The sequence below is a fragment of the Acidobacteriota bacterium genome (assembly GCA_034211275.1).
Classification (GTDB): domain Bacteria; phylum Acidobacteriota; class Thermoanaerobaculia; order Multivoradales; family JAHZIX01; genus JAGQSE01.
Window position 1 is genome coordinate 21,017 of the sequence record JAXHTF010000005.1, and the last position, 17,641, is coordinate 38,657.

A 17,641-nucleotide genomic window follows, 5' to 3' on the forward strand; every position below is an offset into this window, starting at 1 on the left:
AGGCGCCGCTCTTGCTCCGGACTCGAACAGAGGCCGGAGGCTCAAAGTCGTTTCGCCGCCCGCAGCCGCGCCGAGCGGGACCGCGGGTTGGCCGCCAGCTCGGCCCCGCCGGGGCGCACGGGCTTGCGGGTCAGAATCTCGATCAGCCGCCGCTCCGACAGCGGCCGGCCAGTGATCGGATCCACCTCCCCTCTGGCCAGGTGGCGCAGCGTGTGCTTGACGATGCGGTCCTCCAGGCTGTGGTAGGAGATGATCACCAGCCGCCCCTCTTCCTCCAGCGACTCCATCGCCTCTTCGAGGAAGCGATCGAGGCCCGCCAGCTCCTGGTTGACCTCGATGCGCAGCGCCTGGAAGGTGCGGGTGGCGACATCCACTCGCCCTTCCCTTCCGCTGTAGCCACCTTTGGCCTTGGCCACCACCGACCGCAGATCGGTGGTGGTGAGGATGGGGCTGGAGGCGCGCTCGGCGACGATCTCTCGAGCGACGCGCCGGGCCTGCCGTTCTTCGCCGTACTCTCTGAAGATTCGTTCCAAGTCAGCCTCCGAATAACTGTTGACGATGTCCGCCGCGGTTTCGCCGTCGGCGCCCATGCGCATGTCCAAGGGGCCGTCGAAGCGAAAGCTGAAACCGCGCTCCGGCAGGTCCAGCTGCATCGACGAGACCCCCAGGTCCGCCAACACGCCTTGGGGCTGCTGGAGGCCGTGACCCGCCAGCAGCTCCCGAAAGCGGTGGAAATTGCCTTCCACCCAAGTCACCCGGTCGGCCCATGGCGCGAGGCGCTCGGCGCTCCGCGCCAGGGCCTCCGGGTCCCGATCCACGGCCGCAATCCGCAGGCCGGGAAAGCGCTCCAAAAACGCTTCTGCGTGACCTCCGAGGCCCACCGTGCAATCCACCAACAGACTCCCTTCCCGGGCAAGGGCGGGCCCGAGAAGGGAGAGGGTTTCCTCCAGCAGCACCGGAGTGTGGCTTGCGGCGCCCCCTGGCGAATTCGACGTCAACGCTCGTTCCCGGCGCTAGATGCCGTGCTCGGTCAGGACGCGGAGGTCGTCTTCCGTAAACGGCTCCTCTGCCAACGTTTGCTCGATGTGCTCCCGGTTCCAGACCACCAGGTGGTCCAGCTGAGCGCTCACCACGACGTCACCGCTCATCTCTGCTTTTTCGCGCAGGATCTGAGGAATCAGGATGCGCCCCTGGGCATCCATACCGACTTGTTGTCCGAAGAAGCTGACCCGCTGTAGGAAGCGACGCTTGGTCGGCTCGGTGGATGGCATGGACGCGAGCCGATTCTCGATCTCCTCCCAGACCGGGAGGGGGTAGATCAGCGCGCTATCACCGAGGATGGAGGTGACGAAGAGGTCCGGGCCATAGCGATCCTCCAGCAACCGGCGGAAGTCCGTCGGGATCTTGAGACGGCCCTTGCCGTCGACTTTTGCTGGAGCACTTCCACGGAACATAAACCTCGCCCATCCCGGGTGATTTAAAGCTCATGCTACCACCGGCTCTCCACTTTTGTCTATTTAACTCCACTCACGACCACAAAAGTCCACTTGGCCGGAAGAGGGCGGGTTTTGGGCCTCAGGGAGGCCGCGAGAGCGAGATAGGAGGGGGTCGAACCGCCGGGGAGCGGCGGCGATGGGGAGAGAAAAATCTGTCGGATGGGGTGGGGACGGGGGTTCGCCGCCGCCACATCAGCGGCAGCGGAGTTTGGCGCGCGGGCAAGCGCGCGGGGAAAGAAACCCGGCCGTCCACGGTGCCAGCATACAGCGCCGTGGGGCGGATGGGTACGTCAAACCGGAGGTGGCGGATTGTCCAGCGGATCGTCGGGGGTCGGGTCCTCACCGGTGAGCCGCTCCAGGGGCGGCTCGTCCTCGCCGGGGACGTTCTCCGGCGCATCCACGCTCTCGACGGTTTCCTCGGCTTCCGCCGCCTCCGTCGGTGCCGGCGCGTCCGTCTCGACGAGGGGGTCTTCGGCGGGCTCCGCCGACGCTTCGACGGCGCCGGTGGTGCGTCGCGGGCGGGGTTCTTCGCCGACGATCTTGAACGGCTCGTTGAGGGGGGACGGGCCGTCCGGGGCCTGGCGGTAGCCGACGGCGTCGGCGGGGATGCGCTCGACTACATAGGCGCTCTGGGCAAGATCGTCGAGATAGCGTTCGAAGACCTCCCCGTAGCGCCGGTTGCGTTCCCGGGAGGAGATTTCGTCGCGCACCTCGCCAAAGGGTCTGAGCTCCTGCTCTTCGCGTTCCATCACCTCGAGGATGTGAACGCCTCCGCGAGCCTCCACCGGCTCGGAGACGCTCCCCGCGTCGAGGCCCCAGACCGCCTGCTCGAGGCGCGGAGCCAGCTCACCGGGGGTCACCCAACCGAGCTCGATGACGTTGCTGGTGACTCCCTCCGGCGCGTAATCCGCCGCCAGGTCGTCCAAGCTCTCCCCCGCCGCCAGCCGCTCTTTCAGCTGCTGTGCCAGGAGCTGGCGGGCCTCCGAATCCAGGGCACTGGTGTCGAGGACGACGATTTCCCGCACCCGTACCCGGGCCGGGTCGCTGAACTCGTCCGGATGGGCCCGGTAATAACGTCGCAGCTCGTCCTCGGAGACGTCGATCTGGGAGCTGACCTCTTCCCCGAGCACTCGCTGGACCCGCAGGGTGGTTTCCACCTGTCGCCGGAGCTTTTCTTCGGACAGTCCGCTCTGCTCCAGGGCGGCCAGGAATTGCTCTTGGGTGCCGAGCTCCATGTCCTCGCGCATGCGGCGGATCTCGGCGTCGATCTCTTCCTCCGGCACGAAGACTTCCAGCTGGTCCGCCCGGCTCTCCAACAGCATCTCTTGGAAGATGGTGCGCATCACCCGGCGGGGGACTTCTGCCAGCAGCCGCTCCTGCTCTTCCGGGGTTAGCTGGGTCGCGCGCAGCACCTCGGCGCGGGCCTCCGCCCGGGCCTGGAGGTAGTCGTAGAGGGTCAGCACCCGCTCGTTGATGCGTAGCACGACCTCGTTGACTACGTCGGCGCGTGCCGGCGGGGCTGCCAGCAGAGCCCCTACCGCCACTGCCAGTGCCGCTAGGGCCGGCAGCAGCTTCTTGTGCAGCGGTTGGGAAACGATCGGTTCAGGAGCTGGGAGTTTCTTGCGCGCCATAGGAGCCTCGGTAATTGAACGGCAGATTCCGCTCGTAGATCTCGACATTGTAGCGTCGCCGGGCCTCGTCCAACAAACGAGCCAGTTGCTGGTCGGCGTTCTGCCGCCGCAGGCGCCCGCGAATGCTCTCCGCTGCCTCGGCCAGTGGCACCACCTCTTCCGGCAGCCGCTCCGTGACCTGGAAGATGTGGAAGCCGTACTCGGCGGTGACGATGGGGCTGATCTCTCCCGGGTCGAGGTCGAAGACCACCTCGGCGAAGGCCGGTGACAGGTCCTCCCGGGCCAGCTCACCCTGCTCGCCGCCCACCGCCGCTGCCGGGTCTTCCGACAGCCGTTCGGAGACCGAGGCGAAGCTCTCGCCGTTCTCCAGGGCTTGGCGTGCTTGCTCCGCCAGCCATTCCTCCTCCACCAGGATCTGGCGGAGGCGCACCCGCTCCGGGCGCCGGAACTCTTCTTGGTGCTCGCTGTAGTAGCGCTCCAGCTCCGCCGGCGCGATCTGTCGCGCTTCGTCACTGGCCAGGAGGGCTTCGACGGTCTGCCGGCGGTCCGCCTCGAGATTCAGGCCGCTGTCCACCGCCAGGCGGCTGAGCAGCTCTTCGTCGAGGAATTGATCGAATAGCCGGCTCAGGGCTTTGTGGCCGAGCTGGGGCTCCGCATCGCCGACGTTGGCCGCCAGATAGGCTTCGAAGCTCTGGTAGGGGATCTCCCGGTCGCCGACCTCCGCGGCGGCGTCCTGGGCGGGCATGTCCGCCGGGCCACAGCCGGCCAATCCCGATCCTGCCAATCCAAGGGCGCCCCAGCCCAGGGCGGCCCACAGCAACCAAGCGCGGCCGGAGGCGGCCCGCGGTAGCCGGACGCGGTAGTGTCTTCTCGCCGCCCTCACGAGGCACCTCCCACCGCCGGCTGTGGCGCTGCCGCTGCTTGCTGCGGCGCCTCCTCCCCGGTGGGTGCCGCCAGCTCTTGGATCAGTCCGGCGATCTGGTCGAGGAGCGGGTCCTCGCCGCTCTCGGCGCGCAGGGTGAGGGCGCCGGTGGGGCTGAAGGTCGCTCCTTCCTGCTCGGAGACCATCTCGATGAGCCGATCCAGGTCGATGCGGGCGTCCTGGCGCAGGCGCAACACCAGCTTGCCCCGGTGGGCGGAGATGGACTGCACTCGCAGCGCTTCCGCCTGGCGTTTGATGGCGCCGACGCGAATCAACGAGCGCACCGACGCCGGCGGGGCGCCGAAGCGGTCGGCGAGCTCCTGTTGTAGCTCGTCGTCGCTCTCCTCGGCGGCAGCGATCTTGCGGTAGATCTCCATGCGCAGATTGGCGTCGCTGACGTAAGTTTCCGGAATCGACATGGCCACCGGCAGATCGAGGGTGACCGAGGGGCCTTCCTCGATCTTCTCTCCCCGTAGCTCCCGGACCGTCTCGTCGAGCATCTTGAGATAGGTCTCGATGCCCACGGCGGCGATGTGGCCACTCTGTTCTGCTCCCAACAAATTGCCGGCGCCGCGAATTTCCAGATCCCGGGCGGCGATGCGGAAGCCGGCTCCCAGGTCCGAGAATTCCCGGATCGCAGCGAGCCGCTTGCGCGCCGTCTCCGACAGGATCTTGTCGCCGGGCACCAGCAGATAGCAATAGGCCAGCTGATTGCTGCGCCCGACCCGGCCCCGCAGTTGGTAGAGCTGCGCCAAGCCGAAGCGGTCTGCGCGGTGGACGATCATGGTGTTGACGTTGGGGATGTCGATGCCGTTCTCGATGATGGTGGTGGCCAGCAGCACGTCGTATTTTCCGTCGGTGAAGGCGTGCATGCGCCGTGCCAGCTCCTGCTCGTCGAGCTGACCGTGACCCACGGTGATGCGCGCCCGAGGCACGATCTCCCGCAGGTAGCCTTGCATATTCTCGATGGTCTCCACCCGGTTGTGGACGAAGTAGATCTGGCCGCCCCGTTCGAGCTCGAACTCCAGCGCTTCGCGGATCAACTCGGCGCTGAACGGCAGGATCGCCGTTTCCACCGCCATGCGGTCTTTGGGCGGTGTTTCGATGACCGAGAGCTCGCGCACCCCGGCGAGGGAGAGCTGGAGGGTGCGGGGTACCGGCGTGGCGCTCATGGCGAGAACGTGGACGTCCTTCTTCAGCTGCTTGAGGCGCTCCTTTTGGGCGACCCCGAAGCGCTGCTCTTCGTCGACGATGAGCAAACCCAGGCGGGAAAACTTGAGTCCGCGGCTGAGCAGCCGATGAGTGCCGATGAGGACGTCGAGCTTGCCTGCCGCCAGCTTCTCACCGATCTCCTTGACCTGGGCCGGGGAGCGGAAGCGGGAGATCATCTCGATGCTCACCGGGAAGCCAGCGAAGCGCTTCTTGAAGGTCTCCAGATGCTGGTCCGCCAGAATCGTCGTGGGGGCCAGCACCGCCACCTGGTAGCCGCCGTCCACGGCCTTGAAGGCGGCGCGCATGGCGACTTCGGTCTTGCCGTAGCCGACGTCGCCGCAGAGCAGCCGGTCCATGGGGCGCCGGCTCTCCAGGTCCTGCTTGATGGTGGAGATGGCCTCCAGCTGGTCCGGGGTCTCGTCGAATTCGAAGGCGGCTTCGAATTGGTGCACCAGATCGCTGTCCGCGGGCATCGCCGGCGCCTCCGCCAGCTCGCGCTGGGCGTAGAGCTTGAGCAGCTCGCCGGCCATGTCCCGCAGGCTCTTCTTGACCCGCTTCTTGGTGCGCGCCCAGGAGGTGCCTCCCAGGGTGTCGAGGCGCGGCGCCACGCCCTCGATGCCGCCGTATTTCTGCACCTGGTCGAGGCGCGACAGGGGCAGCAGCAGGGTCTTGCCGCTGGCGTAGTTGATCTGCATCACCTCGACGCTGGCGGCGGCGCTGCGGCCCTCCGCCAGCACCGGGGGCAGGTTCGGCTCGATGCCCCCCTCCCCTTCCACCGCCCGCAGGCTGACGAACTGGCCGATGCCGTGGTCCGCGTGCACCACGTAATCCCCGACCTTGAGGTCCCGCAGGCTGTTGACGAAGGGGCCGAAGCGCGCCTTGGAGCTGCGCGCCGCCGGGGCCAGCCGACCGAAGAGCTGATGCTCGCTGTACAAGGAGAGCTTCGCCGCCGGCAGCCGGAAGCCACGCTGCAGCTCGCCCTCCGCCAGTTGCAGGCCCCGGGTGCTGCCGGTTGCCCCGATCTCCAGCTCCCGGCCCTCCAGCAGCTCCACCAGCTGACGGCGGCGTTGGGCGCCCACCACCACCAACGGCGTTTCTCCCCGCAGGTGGGTAGTCTCCACCTCGTTGGGGAAGCGCGGCAGCTGACTGTGGAAGACATCGGTGATGGAACCCTCGAAGTCCACCCCCGTCTGCTCTCCCAGCACCAGGCCGTGGACCCGCAGGCCAGCCCCGGCGAGGGTCTCCAGTACGGCGTCGGCGGGGAGCTCCAGCGCCTCCGGGGCGATGGCCAGGCGCTCGCCGGCGGCGCGCACCCGATGCTCCTCCTGGAGGGTTTCGGCGTGATGCTCCGCCTCCTCGGCGAGGGCCACCGGATCCACCGTCACCACCAGGGTGTTCCCCAGCAGCTGAGCCAGCCCTTGGGTCTTCTCCACCAACAGTGGAAGGTAGTTCTCCCAGCCGGCGAAGCCGCCACGGCCGGAGAGGTGCTGGAGCCGTTCGGCGACGTCTCGGGAGGGCCGCGGTCCCGCCTGCTCCGCCAGCTGGCGGCCCAGCTCCCGGGCCTGCTCCTCGCCAGCGGGGAAGAGGGAGAGGGGCAGGATCCGCAGGTTCGGCAGCACCTCTTCCGAGCGCTGGGTGGTGGCGTCGAAGCTGCGGATGGATTCCAAGGTGTCGCCGAAGAGGTCGAGGCGCACCGGCTGTTCCGCCCCCGGCGGGAAGAGGTCCACCACGCCGCCGCGGACGGCGATCTCTCCCATCTCCATGACCAGGTCGCTGCGCCGGTAACCGAAGCTCACCAGGTGCTCCAGCAAGACGTCGATGGGATATTCCTCGCCGGGCTCCAGCTCGACGGCGGTGGCTAGAAAGTCCTGGGCGGAAGGCAAGCGGCGGAAGAGAGCGCGGGGGGTGCAGACTACGGTGACGCCCTCTCCGGCAAGAGCCCGATCCAACGCCACCGATTCCTGAGCGCGCACCGGCAGCGAGGTCTCCGCCTCTTGATAGGGGCTCAGGGACGGAGCTGGAAAGTAGACTGCGGTGCCGGGCCCGTGGAAGAGATCCGCCGCCTCGACCCAGGCGAGGCCGTCCGCCTCCCGCGGCACCACCACCAGCAAGGGCCGGCCCAGGTCCTCCGACAACAATCCTCCGACCCAGGCGGCGGCGGGCAGCGGCAGGCGCACCACGTCCCCGAGCTCCTTCCGCAGGGCTCGATAAGGCGCACTAGCGCGCAGCGTCCGGGCGTATTCGCCCCACACGCGATCATCCATAAGCGGTTCAGTCTATCGTGGATCTCCCTCGCCGCGCCCGTACATCGTCCAGGTTCCAGATCAGGATCCCCTCTTCGGCGACCGTCGGGCGCCCCCAGCGCTGCTCCAGGTTCTCCGCCAGGCGGCGGGCGGCGGCGGCGTAGACCTGCCAGCGCCCGGGGCGGCGCACGTCCCGTCTCGCTCTCCGGCCTGCCACCGCGTCCTCTTCCGCCCGGAGATCCAGGTGCACGATGAGGTAGCGGGAGGGGCTGGCGAGGATCTCCTCCGGCCGCGGGCACACGGCGTTGGTGAAGCTCAGCCGTTCGTCGCACAACCCGGGGTCCAGCATCGCCACCCGCACCCAGCGCCCGTGCTCCCGTTGGTAGAGGTAGGGCGCGCGGGCGAAACGCCAGGCGGGGCGGAACGGATACTCCAGCAGCGATCCCTGGTCCACCAGCCGGCGATAGGCCTCGGGGAGGATGGAGCGGGTTGGCCCGACCTCGGCCTGTCGTGCTTCTGGTCGGTGCCCGGGGGGTTGATGAAAGCGCAGCAGGTCGTCGTGCATCAGGAAGTTGCTCTTCCGCCACTCGGGCCAGCCCATAGGGCCTTGAAGCAACCAGCCCGCCATCACCACCGCCACCGCCGTCCACGCCGCTCGCTGCGCCAGAGGCCACGGCAATCCCTTGCCGGCCCCGATGGCCAGCAGCTGCGCCAGCTCCGCCAGGGCCACGGCGAGCCAGATCAGCAGCAGCGGGAGGATGACCAGGAGGTAGCGGGCGACGATGAGCGGGCTGAAGGCGCCGAAGGGCGCGGACCACCAGAGGACCAGGAGGTGAATGGCCACCAGGGTGGCGGTGTAGGCGGCGAAGCGGGGGTTGCGCAGACAGGACCAGACCAGGCCCGTGGCGACGCCGATCCAGAAGAGGGCGGTCACCAGGGTGGAATCGGTGGCCGCCAGCAGCTGGGCCACCGGTCCCAGAATCTCCGCCGACCACTGGCTGGCGCCCTGCTTGGCCGCCACTACCGCCGCCAGCGACTCCCGGGCCGGCAGCGCGAAGGCGGCGATGCCGGCGAGGGCGCCGGCGCCTACTGCCACTAGTCCGCGCCAGCGCTGCCGTAGCTCGCCGCTGTGCAGTCCGTCGCCCAGCGCAAAGACGAAGGGGGCCGCCACGAAGGGGGCCGCGGGGAGGTGGAAATACACTGCCAGCGGCGCCGTCACGGCGTAGACCGCGCCGAAGATCCAGCGGCGATCTCCTCCCGGGCGCCACCAGCGATAAAAGCTCAGCACCGCCACCCCGGCCAGCAGCACCACGATGCCGTAGGGCCGGGCCATGCGCCCATAGACCACCAGCGGCGGCGCCACCGCCAGCAGCCAGCCAAAGGCCAGCGCTGATCCCCGGCCGACTTCCCGGCGCACGAGCATCGGCAGCAGCACCACGGCCAGCAGCGACGCCACCACCACCGGCAGCCTCAGGTCGAGCTCCGAGAGGCTCCAGCCCCGGTCCATGAGCCAGCGGTAGAAGGCGGAGAGGGGAAGGCAGGGATCCGCCGTGCGATAGGTGGTGAGGAGCACCGGGATCGGGTCTGCCAGCGCTGCCCGCACGCCGTGGAGCTCATCCCCGGCGAGGATTTGGCCGGGGAGCTTCCACAGCCTCAGGACCGCCCCCAGCAGCAGCGGCTGGATCAACGCCAACGGCAGCCAGCGGTCGAGGGTCCTCCTCTGCTGGGCGCCAGACGCGTCCGAGGAGGCGTTCAAAGCTCCACCCTCCAAACCCGTACTCCCCGGCGCTCCATCTGCTCTGCCAGCTCCGGGTCCTCGTCGGGAGCCCAGGGCACGAGCCAGGGCGGCAGCTTCTCCGCTCCTACCAAGGCATCGGGCCGATCTCGCAGATCCAGAGGGCTGGCGACCACGAAGGCCACGTCTTCGTCCCCGAGGATCGAGCGCAGGCGCCGGAAGTACAGGGCCGGGTCCTCCACTTCTTCTCCAAAGGCGTCGGGGAGGGCGACGTAGGGGCGCTCCAGATAGCGATCCAGGAACGGGGTCAGCCCCGCCAGGCTCCGGCCTTCCGGCAGCTCATCCTCCAGCGCTCTTAGCGTTGCGATCTCGGTCACTGGATGACGGTCGACGAAGGCCGGCAGCCGGAAGCCAAAGGTCTTGGCCGCCAGTAGCACCACCAGCAAGGCCAACAAGAGGTCTCGCCACCGCAGGCGCCACCGGGGGTGGGGAGGAATCGCTCCGTCCATGCCGCGACTCGTAAGGGCCAGCCCGGCGGCGCCGAGGGCGTTGAGGGCCGGCAGCAGGTAGAGCAGCAGGCGACCCCAGGTGAAGAAGGCGAGGGCAGTGGCGGCGAGGGCGGCGGTGAGACCCACCACCAGCCATCCCGCCGTGCGCCGTCGCCAGCCCACCGCCAAGGCCGCGCCGGCCAGCAGCACCAGAGCGTGCAGCCCGGTGCCCAGGAGCTGGGGCAGGCCTCCGGTGGCGAAGCGCTGAAGCCCCTCCAGCATTCCCGTCGCCACCCCCAGCGGATCCGCCAGGATGATCTGGCCGAGACTTTCGAAGGGCACCCGGTCGAGGTAGGACCAATCGGGGTAGCCGTAGAGCTTCCAGGCCAGGTTTTTGTAGTTCTCGCTGTAGAAGGGGTCGCCGAAGACTCGCCAGCGGATCCATCCCAGGGGCGACAGGAAGGCGCCGTAGGCCAGGGCCGCCAGGCCCAGGTCCCGCCAGCGGAGGTTCCGTAGCCGGTCCCCGAGACTGGGGCGATCCATCCCTTCGGCCCCCCCGGTTTGTTCTTCGCTGCCGCGGCTACCGTTGCCGTCATAGTCTTTGTCGCCGCTTTTTGGTGCCAACCACCAGGCCAGCAGCAACGCCGGCAGCAGGAAGATGGCATTGCCGCGGGTAAAGGCCGCCAGCCCCAGCAGGGCCCCGGCGAGGGCGGCGGTGCCGAGGCGGGGCCGCTGTAGGTAGGCGAGGCCGACCAGGAACACCCCTGCGGCGAGGGCGGCGAAGAACATGTCCGTGGCCACGTGCTGGCCGAGGATCCATAGGTTGGGATTGACCGCGGTCAGCGCCAGGGCCCCGAAGCCGGCCCGTCGGCGCGTCCCCTCGTCGGCCTCGGGCCCCACCAGCCGCCTCGCGAGGCAAAAGGCCAGCAGGACCAGGGCGGCGGCGGCGAGATTGGAAAGCAGGCGGGCGGCGTCGAAGGGGGTGAGCGCGGTGGCGAGGCTGAGGGCCGCCGTGGCCAGCGAATAGAGCGGCGGCCGGTAGGGATCCCGAGGCAGCTCTCCCTGCAGGATTCGCTCCGCCTGGACCACATAGCCGTCCCGCTCCGCCGTGCCCACTTCCTCGACCCAATGCGTCCAGGCACCGAAGGCGCTCAGCGCGACGAAGAGTGCAGCCGTGAAGATCCAGGCGAGGGCGGGTGGAAGGTGGAGGGGTTGGCGCACGATGACGGGATGGCTGGAAATTGGGGAATGGGCGCTTTGGGCTCTTGGTTGCCCAGGATAGACCGCTCTGCATGGGCTGCCGCGAACGTTCGACACGGGAGCTTGCCAAGGTCGGTCTCGCTGGCTGTTAGGATAGCTTGTCTTGAATGGGATGCGCTGCCCGGTCGGGCGCGCCGAAAGCGGCGCCGCGTCCCAGATCTTCGAGCGGAGGCCGCGTCCAGGATTGGTACCGGTGTGCTGACTGGGCGTGGCGTTCTCCGTTTTTGGAGCCGGCGGACCGCTGGCGGTATTGGATGACTGAGCTCAGAAACGCAAAGAAAGTAGGGAGGTCCAGGCAATGCGTCGAGCATGGCTAGGTGTGGCCATTCTGGCGGCACTGCTTGCATTCCATCAGGGCGCAGCCCCGGATTCCGTTGGTTCTGCGGTTTCCGGTCTGGCGATCTTCGGTGGGTCGGAGGACGGGCCGCAGCCGGTGGCGGTGGTGGCGGCCCAGGATGGCTCGGCGCAGGCGTCGGGGGAGAATTCTCAGGACTCTTCTGACGGGGGCTCCTCGGATGAGGGCACTTCTGAAGAGCCCCACGGCTCGGCCCAAGCCTCGGGGCAGGAGGGCTCCCACGGTGCTGGCTCCCACGGTGGCAGCTCCGAGTCTGCTGGCGCCGGTCACAGCGGTCACAGCAGCCCGGTGACGCCGGTGCTCTTGGCCTTGGTGATCATCCTCACCGGCGCCAAGCTCTTTGGCGAAGTCTTCGAGCGCATTTCCCAGCCGGCGGTGCTGGGGGAGCTGATCTTCGGCGTCATTCTAGGCAACCTCGCCCTGGTGGGCTTTACCGGTCTGGAGTTCATTTCCAGCGACGTGGGAATCACCATTCTGGCGGAGATCGGCGTCATCCTGCTGCTCTTCGAGGTCGGGCTGGAGAGCAATATCCGCGAGATGCTCTCCGTCGGTCCTTCCAGCCTGATGGTGGCTCTGCTGGGCATCGTCGCGCCGTTCCTCCTCGGTTGGGGGCTGTCGGCGTTGATGCTGCCGAATCTGGAGACCTTGGTGCACGTCTTCATCGGCGCCACCCTCTGCGCCACCAGCGTCGGCATCACCGCCCGGGTGCTGGCGGATCTGGGTAAATTACAAAGCCGCGAGACCAAAGTGATCCTCGGTGCGGCGGTCCTCGACGACGTGTTGGGGCTGGTGATCCTGGCGGTGGTGCAGGGCGCTATCGTCGCCGCCGGCACCGGCGAGGAGCTGGCCGCTGGTCAGATGGGCATGATCATCGTCAAGGCCTTGGTGTTCATGGTCGGCGCCATCGTCGTCGGCAGCTGGGTCTCACCGCGTATGTTCAACCTCGCCAGTCGGCTGCACATCAAGGGGGTGCTGCTCACCCTCGCCCTGGCCTTCTGCTTCCTGCTCTCGTCCCTGGCCAACCTCATCGACCTGGCCCCCATCGTTGGCGCCTTCGCCGCCGGACTGATCCTCGACGAGTTGGATTACAAGCAATTCCTCGGCGACGAAACCGAGGATCGTCACCTGGAAGATCTCCTGCACCCGATCAATCAATTCTTGGTGCCGGTCTTCTTCGTAGTCATGGGGACCAAGGTAGATCTCTCCACCTTCGCTCAGGATGGGGTGCTCGGCTTCGCCCTGCTACTCTCGTTGGTCGCCGTCATCGGCAAGATGATCTGCGCCTTGGGGGTGCTGGAAAAAGGCCTGGACCGGCTGTCCATCGCCGTCGGCATGGTGCCCCGGGGTGAGGTGGGCCTGATCTTCGCCGGCGTCGGCGCCAACCTGATGCTCAACGGTCATCCGGTGATCGACAATGCGGAGCTGTCAGCGGTGGTGATCATGGTGATCATCACCACCCTGCTGACCCCGCCGGTGCTCAAATACACCCTTGCTCGCGGCGACCGCATCAAGGCTGCTCGGGAGGCTGCGGGTTAGGCTCCCCCCTCGGGGCTGATCAAGGGGCGAGAGGTTCGCCGGCGGGAGGTTCAGGGGCCGGCTCTTCCGGCAACACGATGACCACGTCCCCGGGCTCCACCAAGCCCAGCTCTTCCCGGGCCAGCCGCTCGAGGATGTTGGGGTCCGTCTCCAGCCGGCGGATGAAGCGCTCCAGGGTCTCGATGCGCTCCTTGGCGACGCCGATCTCCTGCTCTAGCTCAGCGACCCGCTGCCGCGCCTGGCGCAGGTCGCTGTAGCTCTTCATTCCGCCGGCCACCAACAGCAGCAGTAACAGGCCCAAAGTGATGCCCACGAAGGGGCGCAGGGGATTGCGCTCGGGGGTGGGCTCGGCGGTCACGGTCGCGATGGAGAGCGCGGGAGGAGTGCGTGCCCCTCCCGCGGCGCTCACGGTCTCCAGCGGGGGAACGCCTTGGCACCGGGATAGGAGGCGGTTTCTTCCAGCTCTTCCTCGATGCGCAGCAGACGGTTGTATTTGGCCACCCGGTCGCTACGGCAGGGAGCGCCGGTCTTGATCTGTCCCGCCCGGGTGGCCACCGCCAGGTCGGCGATGGTGGTGTCGGAGGTCTCGCCGGAGCGGTGACTGATGACGTTGGCGTAGCCGTGGTCCCGGGCCAGGGCCACCGCTTCCAGGGTCTCCGTCAGGGTGCCGATTTGGTTGACCTTGACCAGCAGGGCGTTGGCCAGCCCCTGCTCGATGCCCTGGGCGAGGATCTCCGGGTTGGTGACGAAGAGGTCGTCCCCCACTAGCTGCACCCGCTCGCCGATGGCGGCGGTGAGGCGTTGCCAGCCGGACCAATCGTCCTCCGCCAGGCCGTCTTCGATGGAGACCAGCGGGTAGGCGTCGAGCCAGTCGCTGTAGAGGCTCACCAAGTCGTCGCTGGACAGGCCCTTCTTGCCCTCGCCGTCGAGGGCGTAGGTGATGGTGTCGCCCTGACGCTGGTCCACCATCTCGCTGGCGGCCACGTCCAGGGCCAGGGCGATCTGCTCGCCGGGCCGGTAGCCGGCCTTCTCGATAGCTTCCACCAGCAGGTCCAGCGCCTCCCGGTTGCTCTTCAGGTTGGGTGCGAAGCCCCCTTCGTCGCCCACCGCGGTAACCAGGCCGCGCTTTTTCAACACGCTCTTCAGCCCGTGGTAGATCTCCACTCCCGCTCGCAGGCCTTCGGAGAAGCTGTCGAAGCCGATGGGCACGAGCATGAATTCTTGGATGTCCACCGAGTTGTCGGCGTGGGCGCCGCCGTTGAGCACGTTGAGCATGGGCACCGGCAGCACGGTGGCGGAGGGGCCGCCGAGATAGCGGTAGAGGGGCAGACCGCAGCACGCCGCTGCCGCCTTGGCCACCGCCAGAGAGACGCCGAGGAGGGCGTTGGCTCCCAGCCGGCCTTTGTTGCCGGTACCGTCCAGGCGCAGGAGCATGTGGTCGATCTGTGCCTGCTCGCGGCTGTCGGCGCCCTCGATCTCGGCGGCGATGAGGTCGGTGACGTGCTCCACCGCCCGGGTCACGCCCTTGCCCAGGTAGCGTTCGTCGCCGTCCCGCAGCTCCAGGGCTTCGCGCACGCCGGTGGAGGCGCCGGAGGGCACCGCCGCCCGTCCCCAGGAGCCGTCCGCCAGGTAACAATCCACCTCGACGGTGGGGTTCCCCCGGGAGTCCAGAATCTCGCGGGCGGTGATCTCTTCGATGGTGAACATAGGCCTCTTCTCCCCCTGGCTTCTCGCTCGTGCTCGTGTCGAATCCGGCGGCGCCGCATGGGGACGCCGCTCTTCCTTGGATGGTATCCCGCCCCCGCCCCTTCGTCCACGGCGAGCACTGGGTTCACGGCGAGCACTGGGTCCACGGCGAGCGATGATAGCCTTTGCCGATCGCGGCGACTGACCCCGAGGCGCTTTCTAGGGGCAGCGCGCCCCAAATCCCAACCCGACGGCAACTATCTAGGATTGCACCAAACGATGGCGACCAATTCCCACGGACCCAAACTCCACGTCGGCTGCGGCGACAAGCGGCTGGAGGGATGGGTGAATATCGACAATCAGGATCTCCCCGGCGTCGACATGGTGGCGGACGTCACCGGCGGCCTGGACTTCAAGAACTGCGAAGCGGTCTACGCTGAGCACTTCCTCGAGCATCTGGCCATCGACGACGCCCTCTCGTTTATGGAAGAGAGCCACCGCGTTCTCGCCGACGGCGGCGTGCTGCGGCTGTCGACGCCGAATCTGGATTGGGTGTGGAAGACCCACTACTACCTGGGTGCCGAGGCGGATCTCAAGACCCAGATGGCCATCCACTTGAACCGCGCCTTCCACGGCTGGGAGCACCAATTCCTGTGGAATCGTGAGATTCTCGCCCAGGCCCTCACCGCCTGCGGTTTCGAGGATCTCCGCTGGCACCGCTGGGGCGAGAGCGAGCGCCCCCTATTCCAAAAGCTCGAACGCCACGAGACCTATGAGGACGACGACGAGCTCCCCCACGTGCTCATCGTCGAAGCCACCAAGGGCCGCTCCCGCCGCGGCGAGCTCAAGGAGCTGCGGGCGGTGATCCAGCGGGACTTTTTGAATCACATGAAGGGGTAGGGCCATGTCCAAGTCGTGGCTAACCGGGGTCGAGCTGAGTGAGCTTCTCGCCTCCAAGAGCGGATCGATAGACTGTCAGCCGAGACCGCATTAGGACCGCTTCAATTAGGTGAAATCGTAGTGCCCCACTCATTCCGGCCGGGTTTTCTGGCTTCGATGCCGATCTCTCAGACGCTCTTGCGGGCCATCCGTGAGATCGGAGAGCTTCGTGGAAAACAGCTTCTTCATGAGCGACAGGCACCTCAAGCTTTACAGGCTCTTCGGCAAGCTGCGGTTATTCAGAGCACGCAGTCGTCGAACCGACTTGAGGGGATTCTTGCTCCGCTAAAGCGGCTGGAGGGGCTTGCACTGCGAAAGATCCAACCACGGAATCGACCAGAGCAGGAGATCGCGGGCTATCAGGCAGTTCTCTCCACAGTTCATTCGAACCACGAGGACATGCCGTTTACCACAGGCGTTGTCTTACAGTTGCATCGCGACCTCTATCAATACGCGCCTCAGGAGGGTGGGCGCTGGAAGATAGCTGACAACGAGATCTCTGAGACGAAGCCTGACGGTACACGTTTTGTCCGTTTTCAGCCGGTTCCAGCTCATCAAACTTCGGAATCGATGGAAGTACTCCACCAGCGCTTCCGCGATCAACAGGCACAGGACCAGGTCGAGCCATTAGTGCTGGCGGCCGCGTATGTCCTTGATTTCCTGTGCATTCATCCGTTTCTCGATGGCAACGGAAGGATGGCTCGCCTACTAACTCTTCTTCTCTTCTATCAGGCTGGATTTACAGTCGGGCGGTACATTTCTCTAGAGAAACTGGTCGAGGATAATCGCGAGGGATATTACTCGACTCTGCTCGCCTCTTCTCAAGGTTGGCACGAGGGAAAGCACGACCTGAGGCCTTGGGTCGAATACTTTCTTGGAGTTGTGCTCCTGGGGGCCTATCGAGAGCTGGAGAGTCGCACTGGCGAATTGACGATGGCGCGGGGGGCCAAGAGTGACATGGTTGTCGAGGCCATTGGCAGGCTTCCTGTCAGTTTCCGATATTCCGACATTGCGGCCAATTGCCCAGGAGTATCGCGGCCGACAATCCGCCGTGTACTCAAGAAGATGCGCGACCAAGGCCAAATCAAGTGTGTCAAATCTGGCCGCAATGCCGTTTGGAACAAGCTCTGAGGGGGTCGGCGTGCTAAACGTGCTCATGATCGCGTTAATGTGCTCATAAACGGCTATTAGGCAGATGGGGCGCTGACTTGTCGGACGATAGACGGGATCTTGGGCCAGAGGCCAAGAGGGCCAGATGGGGAAGGCTTTTCAGTCTGCTCGCATCGTTCGCCGAAGTATGTCGCTAGTCTCTCGGAGAGCCCAGTTTGCCGCTCACCGCATCCACCACCCGCTTCTGCGCCGGGTGCAGGTGGACGACGGGGCGGGCCGCTTGGAGCTGGCGCTCGGCGTCGGCGGCGTCGGTGGCCTGGCCGCGGGCGATGAGGACGGCGGCGGCGACGGTGGCGGAACGGCCCTTGCCGGCGATGCAGTGGATGAGCATGGGAGCCGGATCGGCGGCGAGGTCGGCGATGAGCGGCGCCAGGACCTCGGCGGTGGGGGCAAAGCGGTTCAAGATGGGCAGGCAGCGGTAGCGTCGGTGGCCCAGGCCCCGGGGCTTGGGGAGCTCGGCGGAGAGGTCCACCACCAGCTCGACCTCCTTCGGGATCTCCCCGGGCAGCGGCCGGCGGCCGAGAAAGAGGCCTGGAGCCACCTGGTCCACGGAGCTCTCTCGCCGCAGCACCCAGCGTTTGGCGTAGAACAGCCCCAGCACGAAGGCCAAATACGGCAGCAGCAGCACCGCCACCACCGGCTGGAGGGAGCCGTCGGTGCGCTTGCCCAGATGCCGGGCGTCGCGGCGCAGGAAGCCCAGCGCCACCCACCACCAGGCCACGGTGCACCAGACCAGTAGCCACCACCACCCGCCGCCTAGCAGCAGCGGCGGCAGCAGGAAGGCGAGGCCGTAGCCGAAGAAGACCGCTGCCAGCCGGCCCGAAGAAGCGCTGATATTCAGCATCCCACCCTACCCTCCCTGAGAACGATCTACGATGAACCGCTACCGTGGATTGGTGGGCTGGCGCCCACCTTACGCAAGACCTCCGGCCGATAGATCCCTAAGTTGGGCACCAGCCCACCGGCTC

13 protein-coding genes are annotated in these 17,641 nt (G+C 67.0%); 3 read left to right on the forward strand and 10 right to left on the reverse strand.

Annotated elements, in window-relative coordinates; all coding sequences use genetic code 11:
• Positions 1-41 precede the first annotated feature (41 nt).
• The 7 genes from rsmH to SX243_01995 form a co-directional block, all read right to left on the reverse strand.
• The gene (gene rsmH / locus SX243_01965) at positions 42-998 is read right to left on the reverse strand and encodes a 16S rRNA (cytosine(1402)-N(4))-methyltransferase RsmH (protein ID MDY7091718.1); all 957 of its coding nucleotides are present in this window, start codon (positions 996-998) and stop codon (positions 42-44) included.
• Positions 999-1,013: 15 nt separating this feature from the next.
• A complete protein-coding gene (locus tag SX243_01970; protein MDY7091719.1) occupies positions 1,014-1,454 on the reverse strand; it encodes a division/cell wall cluster transcriptional repressor MraZ in 441 nt (146 codons plus the stop codon).
• A gap of 332 nt (positions 1,455-1,786) precedes the next feature.
• Entirely contained in the window at positions 1,787-3,127 is a 1,341-nt protein-coding gene (locus SX243_01975) for a peptidyl-prolyl cis-trans isomerase (protein MDY7091720.1), read from the reverse strand.
• On the reverse strand, positions 3,099-4,010 hold the full coding sequence (locus tag SX243_01980; protein ID MDY7091721.1) for a peptidylprolyl isomerase: 912 nt from the start codon (positions 4,008-4,010) through the stop codon (positions 3,099-3,101). The genes SX243_01975 and SX243_01980 overlap by 29 nt, the downstream gene beginning before the upstream one ends.
• Positions 4,007-7,525 (reverse strand): transcription-repair coupling factor, encoded by a 3,519-nt coding sequence (gene mfd / locus SX243_01985; protein ID MDY7091722.1) that lies wholly within the window; start codon positions 7,523-7,525, stop codon positions 4,007-4,009. Before mfd ends, SX243_01980 begins: the two co-directional genes overlap by 4 nt.
• Positions 7,526-7,532: 7 nt before the next feature.
• Entirely contained in the window at positions 7,533-9,260 is a 1,728-nt protein-coding gene (locus SX243_01990) for a glycosyltransferase family 39 protein (GenBank protein ID MDY7091723.1), read from the reverse strand.
• Positions 9,257-10,948, reverse strand: a complete 1,692-nt coding sequence (locus SX243_01995) for a glycosyltransferase family 39 protein (protein ID MDY7091724.1) — start codon at positions 10,946-10,948, stop codon at positions 9,257-9,259. The genes SX243_01990 and SX243_01995 overlap by 4 nt, the downstream gene beginning before the upstream one ends.
• A 337-nt stretch (positions 10,949-11,285) precedes the next feature.
• On the opposite strand from SX243_01995, the gene SX243_02000 reads away from it, so the two are divergent.
• Positions 11,286-12,878 carry a cation:proton antiporter gene (locus SX243_02000; protein MDY7091725.1) on the forward strand — a complete coding sequence of 531 codons (1,593 nt, stop codon included), beginning with the start codon at positions 11,286-11,288 and terminating at the stop codon, positions 12,876-12,878.
• A 19-nt stretch (positions 12,879-12,897) separates the two neighbouring features.
• On the opposite strand, the gene SX243_02005 is transcribed toward SX243_02000, so the two are convergent.
• On the reverse strand, positions 12,898-13,287 hold the full coding sequence (locus tag SX243_02005; protein ID MDY7091726.1) for a septum formation initiator family protein: 390 nt from the start codon (positions 13,285-13,287) through the stop codon (positions 12,898-12,900).
• Complete coding sequence (gene eno, locus SX243_02010) at positions 13,284-14,585, reverse strand: phosphopyruvate hydratase (protein ID MDY7091727.1); 1,302 nt, start codon at positions 14,583-14,585, stop codon at positions 13,284-13,286. Before eno ends, SX243_02005 begins: the two co-directional genes overlap by 4 nt.
• 258 nt (positions 14,586-14,843) lie before the next feature.
• Between eno and SX243_02015 the strand changes: the two genes are divergently transcribed.
• Positions 14,844-15,464: a methyltransferase domain-containing protein gene (locus tag SX243_02015; GenBank protein MDY7091728.1), complete on the forward strand. Its 621-nt coding sequence runs from the start codon at positions 14,844-14,846 to the stop codon at positions 15,462-15,464.
• 120 nt (positions 15,465-15,584) lie between these two features.
• Positions 15,585-16,634: a Fic family protein gene (locus SX243_02020; protein MDY7091729.1), complete on the forward strand. Its 1,050-nt coding sequence runs from the start codon at positions 15,585-15,587 to the stop codon at positions 16,632-16,634.
• A gap of 172 nt (positions 16,635-16,806) precedes the next feature.
• Here SX243_02020 and SX243_02025 read toward each other — a convergent pair whose 3' ends face one another.
• Positions 16,807-17,517 (reverse strand): hypothetical protein, encoded by a 711-nt coding sequence (locus SX243_02025; protein MDY7091730.1) that lies wholly within the window; start codon positions 17,515-17,517, stop codon positions 16,807-16,809.
• Positions 17,518-17,641 lie beyond the last annotated feature (124 nt).